Below are 15549 nucleotides of genomic sequence, written 5' to 3' on the forward strand. Positions count from 1 at the left end.
TGCCCTCCAATTGTTAGGCGGATGTCTAGCGATTGGGGGACAATTTTATATGAGCAAATTTAAGGTACTAAATTACTGCTAACGGTTCTTTTTTTGTTGGAGATGGGAATTCTTTTTGGAGTGCCAACAACTCATCATCACTTAAATCAATGCTGCCGGCTGCCACATTTTCTTTGGCGTGTTGTGGACTGCTGCTTTTTGGAATTGCTAAGACATTTCCGATTCTTAGGGTCCATGCTAACATAATTTGACTAATTGTTGCATGATGGCTTGCGGCAATTTCTTTTAGCAGGGGATTATCAGTTAGTTTTCCAGATAGACGGTCGCCTTGTGCCAGGGGTGAGTATGCAATTAACGGAAGCTGGTGTTTTTTCATTAATGGGAGCAGGTCAAACTCGATTCCGCGACTGTCAAGATTGTAAAGATCCTCATTTGCAACACAATCTTTACCGTTTTTTAGCCGCCAAAGTTCTTTTAAATCAGCTACATCAAAATTTGAGACGCCCCATGCTTTAATTTTGCCTGCTTTTTTAACCCGTTCTAATTCGTTAATTGTTTCAGCTAACGGCACTCCGCCACGCCAGTGCAAAAGATAAAGATCAAAATAATCGGTTCCAACAGTAGCTAAGCTTTTGTCAAGGCTATGCTCAAGTTTTGTTTTACTAGCATTTGAAGGGAGAACTTTGTCGATTAAGAAAAGCTCATCACGTTTGTAGGGTTTAATTGCTTCACCAACGAGATTTTCTGACCGTCCATCACCGTACATTTCTGCAGTATCAATTACTGTTGCACCTGCATTAATGGCGGCTTGAATTGCCTGAATTTCTGTTGAACGATTTATAAGAGAATCTCCCATGTGCCAAGTGCCAATGCCGATTGATGGTAATGTAACATTATTAATTGTAACTTTTTTCATTTTCCACGACTCCTTTCTGCTTTCTTCATTTTTATTATATTCTTTTTGGGAATTAGACCCCAGCATATTATTTGCTTTTTACTGGAAAGTGATTAGTATAAAAGTTGAATCATAAGACAGGAAGGAAGCATTCTTTATGGCTAATGAATTACAAAACCGTAATAACTTTTTTGATAATCTGATGAACATGCGTAATTGGATGAATGATGATTTCTTTTCAAATTTGACGCCGGTTGCTGACCACATGAAGACTGATGTTACAGAGGATGACAAGGGTTATACCGTAAAGATTGATATGCCTGGGTTTGATAAGAAGGATATTCATATTAGTTATGCTAATAATATCCTAACTGTTACTGGTCACCGCGATACTTTCGATGATGATGCTGACAAGGAAGGCAATGTTTTACATAGTGAACGTCGCTATGGGCAAATGAGTCGTCAATATCGGCTACCAGATGTTAACCGCAAAGATGTTAGGGCCCAATATAATGATGGGGTATTAACTATCAGCCTTCCAAAGTTAAATGAAAAAGATGACGATGAAAACCGTATTGATATCGATTAATTAAACACGATAATAAGGAGACTGGATTTTCGGTCTCTTTATTTTTTTACTCTTCTTGAACATATGTTTGATTGACGGTATAATTAATGGTACTTAACGAGAATGGAGAGGAAGATTATGTCGATGACACGAACGTATATGGCGATTGATCTAAAATCATTTTATGCTTCGGTTGAGTGTGCAGAATATGGTTTAGATCCCCTAAACGCTAATCTTGTTGTGGCGGATCAATCACGGACACATAAGACGATTTGTTTGGCTGTATCACCTGCATTGAAAAAGTTCGGTGTTCCAGGACGACCGCGATTATATGAAGTGGAACAGCGGGTCAGCCAGCTAAATAACTTTCGTGCCAACAAGATGCCTTATCACCGCCTTTCTCCAGTCACCTCAATTTATCGTCAGGAATTATTGAATACTCCAGAACTAAAAATCGGTTACCGAATTGCTAAACCGCGGATGAATTTTTACCTTAAGAAGAGTGCTAGTATATATGAGATATATTTACGGTATTTACCACCCGAAAAGATTCATGTTTACTCGATCGATGAAGTGATGATGGACGTAACGGATTATTTAAGAGAACACCATACGACAGCGCGAGTTTTAGCAAAAGAAATCATTCAAACAATAAAGAATGAGACAAGAATTACTGCAACAGCGGGAATCGGAACAAATTTATTTTTGGCTAAGGTTGCAATGGACATTGTTGCTAAACGGATTCCAGGGGATGAAGATGGAGTCCGAATTGCCTACATGACAGAACATTCATTTCGAAGATATCTCTGGGCGCACCAGCCGCTTACTGATTTTTGGCGAGTAGGTCCTGGGTATGCGCGGCGGCTAAAAAAATTAGGGCTAAATACAATGGGTGATATCGCTCGCTGTTCATTAGGAAAATTATCAGACCCGATGAATGAGGAGATATTATATCGAGAATTTGGCAAAAATGCTGAAATCCTTATCGACCATGCATGGGGTTATGAGTCCGCAACGATCGAAGACATCAAAGGATACCATTCATCTGACCATGGTATTTATTCTGGGCAAGTATTACCACGGCCGTATAATTTTTCTGAAACACGGTTGGTTATTCAAGAAATGGTTAATTCTCTAGCACTTCAGTTAACAAAGCAAGAGTTAGTGACTGACCAAGTAGCATTAACAATTGCCTATGATGTTTCAAATCTGAGCGGTGAATACCAAGGAGCCGTTGTTAATGACTTCTATGGACGTCCCAGTCCGAAGCCCGCGCATGGAAGTATTAATTTACGACTGCCAACTTCATCATCAACTGAATTGATGCGCGCATTTATGACATTATGCGATACAAAAATTGATCGGCGGCTGACCGCTCGTAAAATTACTGTGATTGCCAATCATCTCCTTTCGCCAATGATTGCTCATCAAGCAAATTACAATGAGCAATTAGACTTATTTGCGGACACGAATAATCAAGAGAAACGCCGCCTTAAAATTAATGCGACCCGGCAAAGGGATGCAAAGCTCCAGAAGCTTGTCCTTAACTTACAAAATGAATTTGGCAAAAATGCTATTATTAGGGCTGCTGACTTGAAAAAGGGAGCCACCCTGTTAGAAAGGAATAATCAAATTGGGGGTCACCAAGCATGATGGAAGATAAGGAAACCATAGAAAAAAGTTTATTTAGCGATACATCTGCATATCTTGATATTATGAACCAGCCTCGTCATGTTTCTAAGGCCCATACGCCAATGACTCAAGAAGACCGCGCGGCTCAGTTCTCTCCTTTTGCCGCTTTAACAGGATATCATCGATTATTAGCAGAAATAGGAAAACGTTATCAACACAAAAAATATTTAACTGCCGATGAATTGCAACAAATAAAAGCGGAATTAACAAAAATTGAGAATGAAAAAGTAATGCCGCGACTAAGAATTGAATACTTTAATGCTAATAATGGCTTTTATGAAGAATACTGCGGGCAATTAAAGCGGATAAACCAGCAAAGTCACCAGCTGCTTTTTAAGGATACAACGGAAATTCCAATTCAAAATATTCGTAAAATAAAAAGAGATCAGTAAAAGTTCTGATCTCTTTATATATTCTTTATTACTAGAATGCTTGGATAATCTTCATAATTCCGAAAACAATTAAGAATGTTGAAACTAACCAAACAACTGTAATTGCAGAAATTAATGGGCTGAATAATAGAATAACTCCTAATACTAGACTTACAATTGCCAAGATTATAATAAACCAGTAGTATCCACGGTGGAATTCCTTGAAAAACTTAGCGCTGAGTAACTCAGTGATTGAATCAAGGATAAACCAGATTGCAAATATGATGGCAATGAAAAGGACACCGAAGTCTGGTTGAAATAAGAAAATAATACCTAAAATAATGTCTAAAATTGCAGAGAAAATCAACCAGCCTGAAGATTCCGCTAATAGTCGTCCAATTTGTTGACGGAACCATAATTCATAAATACCACGGAAAATAAATGCAACACCGGCAACAATTACTAAGAAATGCAGGGTTTTATCAGGACGATTAAATGAAGCTATCCCAGCAATTAAAAATAGGATTCCAACAATTAAACTGAACCAATCAAACCCTTTTTTTGTGTCTTCAAACATTGAAAACCCTCCTTAAAAGCACGATCATTAATTATGATAGTTCACTTAAAATGATAACACAAGAATTAAGGCAATTAAGGAATTTTAGCTTATGACCCTAAATAACAAGCATAAATGGGAGCTATAGAAAAGTGATTCTTTTCCATAACTCCCATTTTATTAATTTCCCGGGAAATTAAAGATGTTCTTTGATTCCATTTGGGAAATCCTTATCAATCTCTTTTAAAATCGGCAATAATGAATTAACGTATTCATGATATGCCTCAATTGGTTTTAGATCTTTTGCTCGTGATTGTAGCAAAGCAAGCGCAATATCATGTGCTCTTTGTTCATTTGTAATCATCTTCTACCACCTCAGTTATTCAGTTTATCAGATTTTCCGCCTACCAGCATAAATTGTTTGATGGCATGATGGAAAATCGTCTGATCAAGCATGATCATTACCGCAAAACCAATTGTAGTTCCTAACGTATTGCTAATCAAATCATCAATATCAGCCACGCGACCAATGTGAAAAATAAGGTCACAAATAAATTGGTTTGTCTCAATAAATAGGCTGAAAAGGAAACCATAAATAATCACACGCGCTAGGGGCATTCGATGATTGATTAGGTAAAGATATACGCCTAGCGGAATCGTCATAATAATATTTAAGAAAAATTCCTGGCTAAGTCCCTGCAGCGGAATAACGTTAAAGGGAACTCCATGAAAATAAAACATTAACTTGTTAGCGGAAGCAAAATTAAACATTGACGGGGTAAGGCATAGCCAGTCAATTGCCGTTAAGTAAACAAATAATGTAGCAATCGTAATATGCTGTCCAGTATGTGGAAATCGTACCCAAAGATGGTTATGGGTAATAAGTGTTGTTCCTGCAAAAAAGTAAATAAAAAATGGAATCCAATGAACTAATGCTCGCAATACTATTTCTCCTCATTAGAAAAAGTTATACAATAAGTTTTCAATGATATCTATCATAGTTGATTTTTTAATGGATAGCTAGTAGAGCACGCTAGTATTAATAAATCCTCAACTATTAGAAAAGAGAGGGTATAATGGCAGAACAACAATTTACGCGTAAATTAAAGAGTCGTCATATTCAACTGATGGCCCTTGGCGGAACTATTGGAACAGGGCTATTTCTTGGCTCAGGTAAGGCAATTCGGGCAGCGGGTCCGGCAATTCTGCTTGCTTATTTGATTACAGGAATTATTTGCTTCGGGATAATGCGAGCCCTTGGCGAGTTACTTTTGTCTGACTTGAAGTATCATTCGTTTATGGACGCAATTCGTGATTATCTGGGGAACCGTGTTAGCTTTGTAATGGGCTGGGCTTATTGGGTATGTTGGCTCGCCTTAGCAATGGCAGAAATAACAGCGATTGGTTTATATTTTCAGCTATGGTTTCCGACAGTACCGCAGTGGGTGCCAGGATTAGTGACGTTAGTAATACTATTGGGCTTGAATTTGATGACCGTTAGCACATTTGGTGAGCTTGAATTTTGGTTTGCTTTAATTAAAATTTTGGCAATTATTATTCTGATTGTTATTGGGGCAATCCTTATTGGCGTTCATTTTCATTCTGCAAGCGGTTATGTGGCAACGCCTGCTAATCTTATTAATAATGGTGGATTTTTTGCAACGGGGACCAAAGGATTCATGCTTTCGTTTCAGATGGTAGTATTCGCTTTCGTTGGCATTGAGATGGTTGGGGTTACAGCAGCTGAGGCAGAAAAACCAAAAATTGTTATTCCTAAGGCGATTAACGGTATCCCAGTAAGAATTATGCTTTTTTATATTGGGGCGCTCGCAGTGATTATGTGTATATATCCTTGGGGCAAACTCTCACCAGATAACAGTCCTTTTGTCCTTGTTTTCCGTGACATCGGGCTACCTGGTGCAGCAAGTATTGTCAATTTTGTTGTAATTACTGCTGCGGCATCTGCATGTAATAGTTCCTTATATACGACCGGGCGAATGCTTGCGGAATTAACGTCGACGGCTCATCGTCCAGAAATCCGGAAAATTGGAAGATTATCAAAACGATCAGTACCAGCGACAGCAGTACTTATTTCAGCTATTGTTATTGGAATTGCTGCAATTTTGAATTTGGTAATGCCAGAGGGTGTCTTTACGTTCGTATCAAGTATCGCGACAACAAGTTTTCTGTTTATTTGGGGTGTGATAATTCTTGCGCATATTAGGTATATTCGGCAGCATCCGGATAAACGAACTTTTAAGATGCCGGGCGCACCATTTACTGACTATGTTATTTTGATTTTTCTTTTGGTGGTTTTGGGTGTGCTATGTATGGAAAAGCAGACGTTAATTGCTTTGTTATTAACTTTGGGTTGGTTTGCCGTCCTTACAGTTGCTTCATTTACCCAAAAGAAAGAGTAATTTAAAAGTGTGTGGCTAGGAGAAAACATAAATTTCTCTTAACCACACACTTTTACTATCGATTTAAATGTAATTTACGCTGACAATCAGGACATAAGCCATGAACTTCAATATTATTTCCTGTAACCAAGTAACCGGTTTTTTCTCGAGTCATAACTGTTAGGTCTTTAGTAATTTCTGTAAAGTGACTATCAAAAACATCAGAAATTTTACCACAGTTATCGCAGACGACATGATAATGAGGATGGCCGAAATAATCAAAATGGGTACTTCCATCACCATTTTTTAGTTCAATAACAAGATTGTAATCAACTAAAAGCTTAAGTGTGTTATATACGGTCGCCATACTAATATTATCAACGCTATCCTTGAGGTCATCATAGATCATCTCGACACTGGGATGGGTATGGTGATTGATTAAGTAATTAAGGATTATTTTTCGTTGCGGTGTAAGGCGGACCTTGTTTTCCCGTAAGTGATCAAGGGCACGATCAAACTCTGCTTCTGCCATAATGTCGTCTCCTTTCTTAAAACTATTATAATCTAATGTAATTATAACATTTACATTCACTAATTCAAAACATATAATAGATAACTGTTAGATAATAATAATTCTAAAGAGGGAGAGTGTAATGATGGATCAAAATATGGCCCAAAACGGGAAAACATATAGTCGTTTTTGGTTTATTTTTACTTTATTAGTTGGTACATTTACGATGTCGATTAGTCAATCGTCATTATCAACAGCTTATCCAACGTTAATGAATGCATTCGGTATTTCTGCGTCGACTGTTCAATGGCTAACGACTGGATTTATGCTGGTAATGTGTGTCAGTATGCCGATAAGTCCATGGATGTTGAATAATATGAGCTTTAAAACCATGTTCATTGGCGCCTTGGCCTTATTCGATATTGGTTCATTAATGATTGTTTTGACGCCTGCTGCATGGGGAATCAATGGCTTCTGGTTTATGATGGTTGGTCGAGCAATGGAAGCTTTTGCTGTAGGGGTATTGTTCCCATCTTACCAAACAGTTTTACTAGAAATTACTCCTAAAGAACAGCGGGGAACCACGATGGGGATTGCTGGTTTAGTAATGGGGTCTGCCTTAGCTTGTGGACCAATTGTCTCAGGAATTGTTTTAAAGTTTTTTAGCTGGAAAAGTCTTTTTATCCTGTTCATGCTTGTTATTTCCATAATTATTTTGATGGCAGCCAGCGGACTAATTCAGGATGTAATGGAACGTCATGAAACAAATCTTGACTGGCTATCAGTAATTCTGCTGGTTGGGTTAATTGGTATTATGTATGTCGTTGACCAGACTGGAAAAAAGAATCCAGCATGGGGAACAAATGCAGTAATATTTATTGTAAGCCTCATTGCTGTTATTTGGTTCTGCATTCGTCAATTCCATCTTAAGCATCCGTTATTGGAATTGCGGGTATTAAAGACATTTAATTATGATTTGGCAATTCTTTTAACATCGATTTCATATATTGCCCTCATTGTTACTACGATTATTTTTCCGCTATATTATCAAGGAGTTTTGAAGGTAAGTCCATTTGTTTCGGGAATGTCATTAGTACCGGGAGCAGTTTTCCTTAGTATTTTGAATCCGTTATCTGGAAAATTAGCGGATAAAATTGGTTTTAAGCCGACAATGCTTGTAGGAATGTTTATGATTATTATTGGCTGGACAGCTGGGTTATTGGTTCTTAATCACCTTAGTTTAGTAGGAATGATTTTGTGCGCAATGGTTATTGAGGGTGGCAATGCATTCGTTATGATGCCAGCTGTTACGCTCGGTGCCAATGCCCTGCCGGATAAATTAGTCCCCCATGGAACAGCAGTAATTACCACTGTTCGCCAAGTGCTTGGATCAGCTGGTGTTACGATTTCAACACTTATCTTAACTGTTACAACTACTAATGCACTCCAACAGGGAAATTCAGCGCAGGTTGCTTCTCTTCATGGTTACCACTTAGTATTTATCGGAATGGTTATTACCGAATTAGTTGGGTTAGTGTTAGCGTTCATGCTTAAAAACACTAAAAAACAAAGTGCAAATTAAAATAAAATACGTATATATTTTAAAGAAAGACTGTGAAAAATTTTTTCGCAGCCTTTTTCAATAACAATAAAGAGGACGGCGAAAATAATGGCAGTTAAACGACCAAATTGGGCTAATAAAACAGCCGACATGCAAGATTACTATGATCATTATTGGGGATTTCCGATTCATGACGACCAGAAATTATTTATGATGCTTTCCTTAGAGCTATTTCAGGCCGGATTGACATGGCAGACGATTTGGCAGCGACGAAGAGCATTTGAACACGCTTTTGCTAATTTTGACGTTAAAACAGTTGCCCATTTTAATGGTGAAGATATCAATCGCTTATGTAAAGATGAGACCATCATCCGCAATCGTCGAAAAATATTAGCTGTAGTTAATAATGCCCGTATTATTCTAGAGGTGCATAAAACGGGTAAAACTTTTGATAGCTATGTTTGGCACTTTGTCAATAACCGGCCCGAACAATTAGGTTTAACTACTGATGATCAATTACCATCAAAAACCCCTGCTTCAGAAGCAATGGCAAAACAAATGCGGAAAGATGGTTTTAAATTTGTTGGTCCTACGATTATCTATTCATTTATGACGGCAGTAGGGATGGTAAATGCCCGGCTAGAATAAGAATGTTGGGATTTTCATTGATTGTTGGTTGGAAACTATGCTAAGATTATTCTCGTTATGAAGCAATTCCCGATAGGATTCACGTCTGAACGTGAAGATGCCTTGTAACCGCAACTACAAACTGTTGAAAGTTTCAATAGAATATGGGGGAATTAGAAAATGGCAGAACGACATTTATTTACATCCGAATCAGTATCTGAAGGACATCCAGATAAGATTGCTGACCAAATTAGTGACGCGATTTTGGATGCGTTACTCGAAAAGGACCCAGACTCACGGGTCGCTGTCGAGACATCAGTTACTACCGGATTAGTATTGGTCTTTGGTGAAGTTTCAACAAAGGCTTACGTTAATATTCAAAAGATTGTGCGTGATACAATCAGAAAAATTGGCTACACTGATGGTAAATACGGCTTTGATGCTGATAATTGTGCAGTTATTACGGCAATTGATGAACAGTCACCCGATATTGCTCAAGGGGTTGATGATTCCTTAGAGACACGTGAAGGAGATGCTGATCCGCTTGACCAGATTGGTGCTGGTGACCAGGGGCTGATGTTTGGTTATGCAACTGATGAGACACCTGAATATATGCCGCTTACATTAGTGCTGAGCCACAAATTGATGCGCAAGATTGCCCGATTACGTAAAGACGGTGTTATTCCTTATCTTCGTCCAGATGCTAAGGCTGAGGTAACAGTTGAATATGATGAAAATGACAAACCGCTTCGTGTTGATACGGTTGTTTTGAGTACTCAACATGACCCAGAAGCCTCCCTTGACCAAATCAAGAAGGACGTTAAGGAACAGGTTATTAAAGCTGTAATTCCAGCTAAGTACCTTGATGATAAGACCAAGTACTTCATTAATCCAACAGGCCGGTTCGTAATCGGTGGTCCACAAGGGGATGCCGGGTTAACTGGTCGTAAGATTATTGTTGATACCTATGGCGGAGCTGCTCACCATGGTGGTGGAGCATTTTCAGGTAAGGACGCTACAAAGGTTGACCGGTCTGCTAGTTATGCTGCTCGTTATATTGCTAAAAATATTGTGGCAGCTGGCTATGCTAAAAAAGCAGAGATCCAAGTGGCTTATGCAATTGGGGTAGCGGAACCAGTATCGATTATGATTAATACTTATGGTACAGGTACACGCTCAGAAGAAGAATTAATTGCTGCAGTTCGTAAGGTATTTGACTTGCGGCCAGCTGGTATTATCGAAATGCTCGACTTAAAACGGCCAATTTACAAGCAAACAGCTGCTTATGGCCATTTTGGTCGGACTGACGTTGATTTACCATGGGAACATTTAGACAAAGTAGACGACTTAAAAGCAATTTTAGGCTAATAATTAAATCTTATACTTGCAATCACTGATGGTGGTTGTTACAATAAGCGTTAAATATTTGATCGTAATAGAAATAGTAGTTTTTGATTTAGTCATCAGAGATCCTGTGGTGGTGTGAACAGGAGGCAGGTCATTAATGAACTCATCTAGTGTGATTGTTACTGAACTTTATAGTAGGTAATGACGTTTACCACGTTAAGGTACTAAGCGCCATGATTTTCATGGAAAACGGGTGGTACCGCGGATTGATTTCGTCTCGTAGATATTTTCTACGGGACTTTTTTATTACGATAATTAGAATTTAACAGTAAGGAGTAGACGAAAATGGCTTACGATCATAAGACGATTGAAAAAAAGTGGCAAAAGTTTTGGAAAAAGAATAAGACTTTTAAAGCTGACCTTAATAAAGATAAGAAAAAATACTATGCATTAGACATGTTCCCTTATCCATCTGGTCAGGGATTACACGTTGGACACCCAGAAGGTTATACTGCTACCGATGTAATGTCACGGATGAAGCGGATGCAGGGCTTTAATGTTTTACATCCAATGGGGTGGGATGCATTTGGTTTACCAGCTGAACAATATGCATTAAAGACTGGCCACAATCCTAAAGACTTTACGAATAAGAACATTGACCACTTCCGCGACCAAATTCAATCACTTGGTTTTTCTTATGACTGGGATCGGGAAGTAAATACGACTGATCCTAAGTTCTATAAGTGGACCCAATGGATTTTTGAACAGCTCTACAAGAAAGGTCTTGCTTACGAAAGTGAGATTATGGTTAACTGGGCCCCTGACTTTATGGGCGGAACAGTTGTTGCCAATGAAGAAGTAGAAGATGGTAAGACTAAACGGGGCGGTTACCCGGTATACCGAAAGCCAATGCGGCAATGGGTTTTAAAGATTACTGCTTATGCTGACCGCCTAATTGATGACCTGGACCTTGTTGACTGGCCAGAGAGTGTTAAGGAAATGCAACGTAACTGGATTGGCCGTTCTGAAGGTGCTTCCGTTTACTTCCCAGTTGTTGGGGATGAAGATACGAAGATTGAAGTCTTTACTACTCGTGCAGATACGTTGTTTGGTGCTTCCTATGTTGTTCTTGCGCCAGAACAAGAATTAGTTGACCAATTAACAACGCCAGAACACAAAGCGGAAGTTGAAAAATACAAGGAAGAGGCTTCACGGCGGTCGGATCTTGAACGGACTGACTTAAATAAGGATAAGACTGGGGTATTTACCGGTTCTTACGTTATTAATCCAGTAAATGGCGAAAAATTACCAATCTGGATTAGTGATTATGTTCTTGCATCATACGGAACCGGTGCTGTTATGGCTGTTCCATCAGGTGATCAACGGGATTATGATTTTGCTACTAAGTTTGACTTACCAATCAAGCCAATCATCGAGGGAGCAGATATTTCAGAAGGTGCCTTTGATGGTGATGGTAAACATATTAACTCTGGCTTCCTCAACGGATTAAATAACGCTGAGGCTAAGCAAAAGATGATTGACTGGCTAGAAGAGCATGATGCTGGTCATAAGAAAGTTAACTACCGTCTGCGGGACTGGATTTTCAGCCGCCAACGTTATTGGGGTGAACCAATTCCGGTTATTCATTGGGATGACGGCACAACTTCACTAGTTCCTGAAGATGAACTTCCGCTTGAATTACCAAAGACTGATAACATTGAACCATCAGGAACCGGTGAGAGTCCGCTTGCAAATGTAGAAGACTGGGTTAACGTTTACGATGAAAATGGTCGTCATGGTTTGCGAGAAACTAATACAATGCCACAATGGGCTGGTTCATCATGGTACTGGCTTCGTTATACTGATCCGGATAATGATCAAGAATTTGCCTCCAAAGAAGCACTTGATTACTGGTCACCAGTAGATCTTTATGTTGGTGGTGCTGAACATGCCGTTCTTCACTTGCTCTACGCACGATTCTGGCACAAAGTTCTCTATGACCTTGGCCTTGTCCCAACTAAGGAACCATTCATGAAGCTCGTTAATCAAGGAATGATCCTAGGTTCTAACCATGAAAAGATGTCCAAGTCAAAAGGAAATGTCGTTAACCCTGATGATATTGTTGACCAATATGGTGCTGATACTCTTCGGCTTTACGAAATGTTCATGGGACCGCTTGAAGAATCTGTACCTTGGGATGAAAAAGGATTACACGGTGCTAACAAGTGGGCTCAACGTGTATGGCGGTTATTGATGGATGATAATAACCATCTTCGTGACCGAGTATCAACATTCAATGATGGTAAGCTAACCAAGGTTTATAATCAAACAGTTAAAAAGGTTACCGAAGATTATGAACGGATGCACTTTAATACCGCTATTTCCCAATTAATGGTCTTCGTTAATGAAGCTTACAAGGCTGATGACTTACCAGTAGAATACATGAAGGGCTTTGTTAAAATGATTGCTCCAATAATGCCTCATATGGCTGAAGAGCTTTGGAGCCAATTTGGTGAGAGTGATACAATTACTTATCAGCCATGGCCAACTTACGATCCAAAAGCGTTGGTTGAAGATGAAGTTGAAATGATTGTTCAAGTTAACGGCAAGGTTCGCGCAAAGATCAAGATGGCCAAGGATACTGACCGTGATGAAGCCCAACAACTTGCATTGGCAAACGAACATGTTAAGAAGTTTACTGATGGCAAGGATATTAAAAAGGTTATTGTTGTGCCAAATAAGATTGTTAACATTGTTGCTAAATAATTAAGTTAAAGAGGCTGTGACATTTTGTCAGGCCTTTTTTATTAAAGGAGAATTTAATGGAAATAGTAAAATATCCTGCTTTTTTTACTCCGGTAGAAGATGAAATTCAAGTTGATTTTCCTGATTTACCAGAAGCGTTTACACAGGGAAAAACAATGGGTGAGGCAATGGAATTTGCTAAACTGGGGCTTGCAATTACGATTAATGATAAACTTGGTCATTTTGAAAGGGCCCCGCAGCCGAGTGATATGTCAGCTCTTCAAACAAAAAATCCACAGAAAATTATCAAGATGGTTACAGTTGATTTAGACCAGTACTAAATTAAAGAAGTATTAAAAACTGTAAATCGAATTGCGTCAGTCTTATATTCACGATAAAATAATTAAGATTGTTTTTATTCGATTAAAATAAAAAGGTAGGATTGCAACAAATCATGGAGGAAAATAAAGTAAATGATTTGAGCGGCACCCCAGTTAAAAAAGATGCGCGCGAAAAGATGCTGAGCGGATCTGCGTGGATGACTGCGGGGAGCATTACTTCACGAATACTAGGAGCGATCTATATTATTCCATGGGTAACATGGTTTGGGACTTATAGTAATGAAGCTAATGCGTTATTTGCTCAAGGTTATAATATCTATTCATATTTCTTAGTAATTGCTACGGCGGGGATTCCGTCAGCAATTTCAAAATTAGTTGCACACTATAATGGAATTAATGAATATGGTGTTAGTAGACGCCTATATCACTCAGGAATGTATGTTTCGATGGCGATGGGGATGATTTGTGCCATCATTATGCTCTTTGGTGCTTCGCTAATGGATAATGGTGACCCCAATGTTATTCCCGTTATCCAGTCATTAGCATGGGCCGTTTTGATTATTCCAGCAATGTCGATTACGCGGGGGTTCTTACAAGGCTATAATTGGATGGCCCCGTCAGCAATGTCGCAGTTTGTCGAACAGCTTTTTCGGGTTGTTTATATGCTGCTGGCGACATACTATATTATGAAAATTAAGCATGGCAGCTGGGTTAGCGCTGTTACTCAGTCAACATTTGCTGCGTTTGTTGGGGCAATCGGCGCCATCATTGTGCTAGTAATTGCGTGGATGCGTCACCTAAATGAAATGAATGACCTTGTCCAGCACAGTGTTTCTAATACTGAAGTTTCGACTACTAGCCTGATTTTTAAGATTGTTTATCAATCAATCCCCTTCATTATTATTGAGGGTGGGATTAACCTTTACCAATTAATTGACCAATATACATTTCCACGGATGATGTCAATGGTTGGTCATTTCTCGCATTATCAGGTTACAGTGCTATATGCTCTTTTCTCATTTAATGCTAATAAGCTATACATGATCGTGATATCATTGGCATCAGCAATGGCGGCAACAGTTATCCCGCTTTTAGCAACCGCACGAGCGCAAAACGACCATGAGGGGATGCGGAAACAAATACAAAACGTTCTCTTACTGTTTTATTTTGTAATGATTCCGGCTGCCCTGGGATTATCTGCAGTCTCGCAACAAATATATACTGTCTTTTACCGTTATGATGCTGCGGGGGTAGTTGTTCTTCAAGTGTCAGCCTATATCTCGATTTTGCTTGGCCTCTATACTGTGGGGGCAGCGATGATGCAGGGAATTTCAGAAAATAAACGAATGATGACCTTCCTGGGTATTGGCGTAATCGTCAAATTTATCGTTCAGTTCCCATGTATCTGGATTTTTGAAGGGGTCGGACCATTAGTAGCGACTGGTATTTCAATGTTCGTTGTGAACTACTTGATTCTTCATTCGTTCAATATGGAATTTACCCTTCGTTTCGATAAGATGGCAGTACCGACTAATCAAATTTTAGCTTATTCACTAGTGATGTTTGCAGGAACTAAGATTGTTATGCTTGTCATTAGTCATTTTGTCAGCCCATATGGTCGTTATACGGCGTTCTTCTCCTTAATTCCAGGGGTATTGGTTGGTGTAGGTATCTATCTTTATCTTTGCCTAAAGTCCCGGTTAGCAGATCAGTTACTAGGGCCACGGGTAGAAAGATTACGAACAATTTTGCATATTAAATAACAATGCATAAAAAAGGTTCAGGACGAAAGATTATCGTTCTGAACCTTTTTTATGCGGGTATCTGTCAACTGGTATTGATGGATATCAACACCTCCTACGAGAATGTGGGAGGTGTTTTTTTTACGCAAATAAACAATCAATTCTTAAAAAGAAAAATTGCTGATTGGCAAAAC

The 15549-nt window shown here is 38.9% G+C and carries 15 protein-coding genes, 1 riboswitch and 1 other annotated feature; of the genes, 10 read left to right on the forward strand and 5 right to left on the reverse strand.

Going from position 1 to position 15549, the window contains the following annotated elements; genetic code table 11:
- Nucleotides 1–67: 67 nt before the first annotated feature.
- Nucleotides 68–916 carry an aldo/keto reductase gene (locus tag H5S41_RS10635; RefSeq protein ID WP_182603289.1) on the reverse strand — a complete coding sequence of 283 codons (849 nt, stop codon included), beginning with the start codon at nt 914–916 and terminating at the stop codon, nt 68–70.
- Between the two features lie 136 nt (nt 917–1052).
- Here H5S41_RS10635 and H5S41_RS10640 point away from each other — a divergent pair, with 136 nt between their 5' ends.
- The 3 genes from H5S41_RS10640 to H5S41_RS10650 all read left to right on the forward strand — a co-directional run bounded on the left by H5S41_RS10640 (nt 1053) and on the right by H5S41_RS10650 (nt 3547).
- Nucleotides 1053–1484, forward strand: coding sequence for an Hsp20/alpha crystallin family protein (locus H5S41_RS10640; RefSeq protein WP_182603290.1), 432 nt, complete (start codon nt 1053–1055; stop codon nt 1482–1484).
- 117 nt (nt 1485–1601) lie between these two features.
- Nucleotides 1602–3116, forward strand: coding sequence for a Y-family DNA polymerase (locus H5S41_RS10645; protein WP_231833026.1), 1515 nt, complete (start codon nt 1602–1604; stop codon nt 3114–3116).
- Nucleotides 3113–3547, forward strand: coding sequence for a hypothetical protein (locus H5S41_RS10650; RefSeq protein WP_231833025.1), 435 nt, complete (start codon nt 3113–3115; stop codon nt 3545–3547). The genes H5S41_RS10645 and H5S41_RS10650 overlap by 4 nt, the downstream gene beginning before the upstream one ends.
- A gap of 31 nt (nt 3548–3578) precedes the next feature.
- Here H5S41_RS10650 and H5S41_RS10655 read toward each other — a convergent pair whose 3' ends face one another.
- The 3 genes from H5S41_RS10655 to H5S41_RS10665 form a co-directional block, all read right to left on the reverse strand.
- Nucleotides 3579–4103 (reverse strand): HdeD family acid-resistance protein, encoded by a 525-nt coding sequence (locus tag H5S41_RS10655; RefSeq protein WP_153710407.1) that lies wholly within the window; start codon nt 4101–4103, stop codon nt 3579–3581.
- A 175-nt stretch (nt 4104–4278) separates the two neighbouring features.
- Nucleotides 4279–4446, reverse strand: coding sequence for a hypothetical protein (locus H5S41_RS10660; RefSeq protein WP_163705464.1), 168 nt, complete (start codon nt 4444–4446; stop codon nt 4279–4281).
- 11 nt (nt 4447–4457) lie between these two features.
- Nucleotides 4458–5024 carry a VanZ family protein gene (locus tag H5S41_RS10665; RefSeq protein WP_182603291.1) on the reverse strand — a complete coding sequence of 189 codons (567 nt, stop codon included), beginning with the start codon at nt 5022–5024 and terminating at the stop codon, nt 4458–4460.
- A 134-nt stretch (nt 5025–5158) separates the two neighbouring features.
- Here H5S41_RS10665 and H5S41_RS10670 point away from each other — a divergent pair, with 134 nt between their 5' ends.
- Nucleotides 5159–6502: an amino acid permease gene (locus H5S41_RS10670; protein WP_182603292.1), complete on the forward strand. Its 1344-nt coding sequence runs from the start codon at nt 5159–5161 to the stop codon at nt 6500–6502.
- A 55-nt stretch (nt 6503–6557) separates the two neighbouring features.
- Here the strand turns inward: H5S41_RS10670 and H5S41_RS10675 are convergent, their stop codons facing one another.
- Nucleotides 6558–7013, reverse strand: coding sequence for a Fur family transcriptional regulator (locus H5S41_RS10675; RefSeq protein ID WP_153710404.1), 456 nt, complete (start codon nt 7011–7013; stop codon nt 6558–6560).
- A 124-nt stretch (nt 7014–7137) separates the two neighbouring features.
- On the opposite strand from H5S41_RS10675, the gene H5S41_RS10680 reads away from it, so the two are divergent.
- From H5S41_RS10680 to H5S41_RS10705, 6 genes are all read left to right on the forward strand, one after another.
- Nucleotides 7138–8574 (forward strand): MFS transporter, encoded by a 1437-nt coding sequence (locus H5S41_RS10680; protein WP_182603303.1) that lies wholly within the window; start codon nt 7138–7140, stop codon nt 8572–8574.
- Between the two features lie 87 nt (nt 8575–8661).
- Nucleotides 8662–9201: a DNA-3-methyladenine glycosylase I gene (locus tag H5S41_RS10685; protein ID WP_182603293.1), complete on the forward strand. Its 540-nt coding sequence runs from the start codon at nt 8662–8664 to the stop codon at nt 9199–9201.
- Nucleotides 9202–9251: 50 nt separating this feature from the next.
- Nucleotides 9252–9363: riboswitch (SMK box riboswitch) on the forward strand.
- Nucleotides 9361–10548: a methionine adenosyltransferase gene (metK, locus tag H5S41_RS10690; protein ID WP_182603294.1), complete on the forward strand. Its 1188-nt coding sequence runs from the start codon at nt 9361–9363 to the stop codon at nt 10546–10548. It overlaps the preceding riboswitch by 3 nt.
- Before the next feature lie 54 nt (nt 10549–10602).
- Nucleotides 10603–10810, forward strand: a binding site (T-box leader).
- 62 nt (nt 10811–10872) lie between these two features.
- Nucleotides 10873–13293 (forward strand): leucine--tRNA ligase, encoded by a 2421-nt coding sequence (gene leuS, locus H5S41_RS10695; RefSeq protein ID WP_182603295.1) that lies wholly within the window; start codon nt 10873–10875, stop codon nt 13291–13293.
- A gap of 56 nt (nt 13294–13349) precedes the next feature.
- On the forward strand, nt 13350–13613 hold the full coding sequence (locus tag H5S41_RS10700) for a type II toxin-antitoxin system HicB family antitoxin (RefSeq protein WP_182603296.1): 264 nt from the start codon (nt 13350–13352) through the stop codon (nt 13611–13613).
- A gap of 113 nt (nt 13614–13726) precedes the next feature.
- Complete coding sequence (locus H5S41_RS10705; RefSeq protein WP_182603297.1) at nt 13727–15376, forward strand: putative polysaccharide biosynthesis protein; 1650 nt, start codon at nt 13727–13729, stop codon at nt 15374–15376.
- Nucleotides 15377–15549: the final 173 nt, after the last annotated feature.

It is taken from the genome of Limosilactobacillus albertensis, assembly GCF_014145555.1.
GTDB classification, from domain to species: Bacteria; Bacillota; Bacilli; order Lactobacillales; family Lactobacillaceae; genus Limosilactobacillus; species Limosilactobacillus albertensis.

Excerpts from the sequence above, each read along its gene's own strand:
- H5S41_RS10635 (WP_182603289.1), bottom strand. The coding sequence starts at position 916 with ATGAAAAAAGTTACAATTAATAATGTTACATTACCATCAATCGGCATT.
- H5S41_RS10640 (WP_182603290.1), top strand. The coding sequence starts at position 1,053 with ATGGCTAATGAATTACAAAACCGTAATAACTTTTTTGATAATCTGATG.
- H5S41_RS10645 (WP_231833026.1), top strand. The coding sequence starts at position 1,602 with ATGTCGATGACACGAACGTATATGGCGATTGATCTAAAATCATTTTAT.
- H5S41_RS10650 (WP_231833025.1), top strand. The coding sequence starts at position 3,113 with ATGATGGAAGATAAGGAAACCATAGAAAAAAGTTTATTTAGCGATACA.
- H5S41_RS10655 (WP_153710407.1), bottom strand. The coding sequence starts at position 4,103 with ATGTTTGAAGACACAAAAAAAGGGTTTGATTGGTTCAGTTTAATTGTT.
- H5S41_RS10660 (WP_163705464.1), bottom strand. The coding sequence starts at position 4,446 with ATGATTACAAATGAACAAAGAGCACATGATATTGCGCTTGCTTTGCTA.
- H5S41_RS10670 (WP_182603292.1), top strand. The coding sequence starts at position 5,159 with ATGGCAGAACAACAATTTACGCGTAAATTAAAGAGTCGTCATATTCAA.
- H5S41_RS10675 (WP_153710404.1), bottom strand. The coding sequence starts at position 7,013 with ATGGCAGAAGCAGAGTTTGATCGTGCCCTTGATCACTTACGGGAAAAC.
- H5S41_RS10680 (WP_182603303.1), top strand. The coding sequence starts at position 7,138 with ATGGATCAAAATATGGCCCAAAACGGGAAAACATATAGTCGTTTTTGG.
- H5S41_RS10685 (WP_182603293.1), top strand. The coding sequence starts at position 8,662 with ATGGCAGTTAAACGACCAAATTGGGCTAATAAAACAGCCGACATGCAA.
- metK (WP_182603294.1), top strand. The coding sequence starts at position 9,361 with ATGGCAGAACGACATTTATTTACATCCGAATCAGTATCTGAAGGACAT.
- leuS (WP_182603295.1), top strand. The coding sequence starts at position 10,873 with ATGGCTTACGATCATAAGACGATTGAAAAAAAGTGGCAAAAGTTTTGG.
- H5S41_RS10700 (WP_182603296.1), top strand. The coding sequence starts at position 13,350 with ATGGAAATAGTAAAATATCCTGCTTTTTTTACTCCGGTAGAAGATGAA.
- H5S41_RS10705 (WP_182603297.1), top strand. The coding sequence starts at position 13,727 with ATGGAGGAAAATAAAGTAAATGATTTGAGCGGCACCCCAGTTAAAAAA.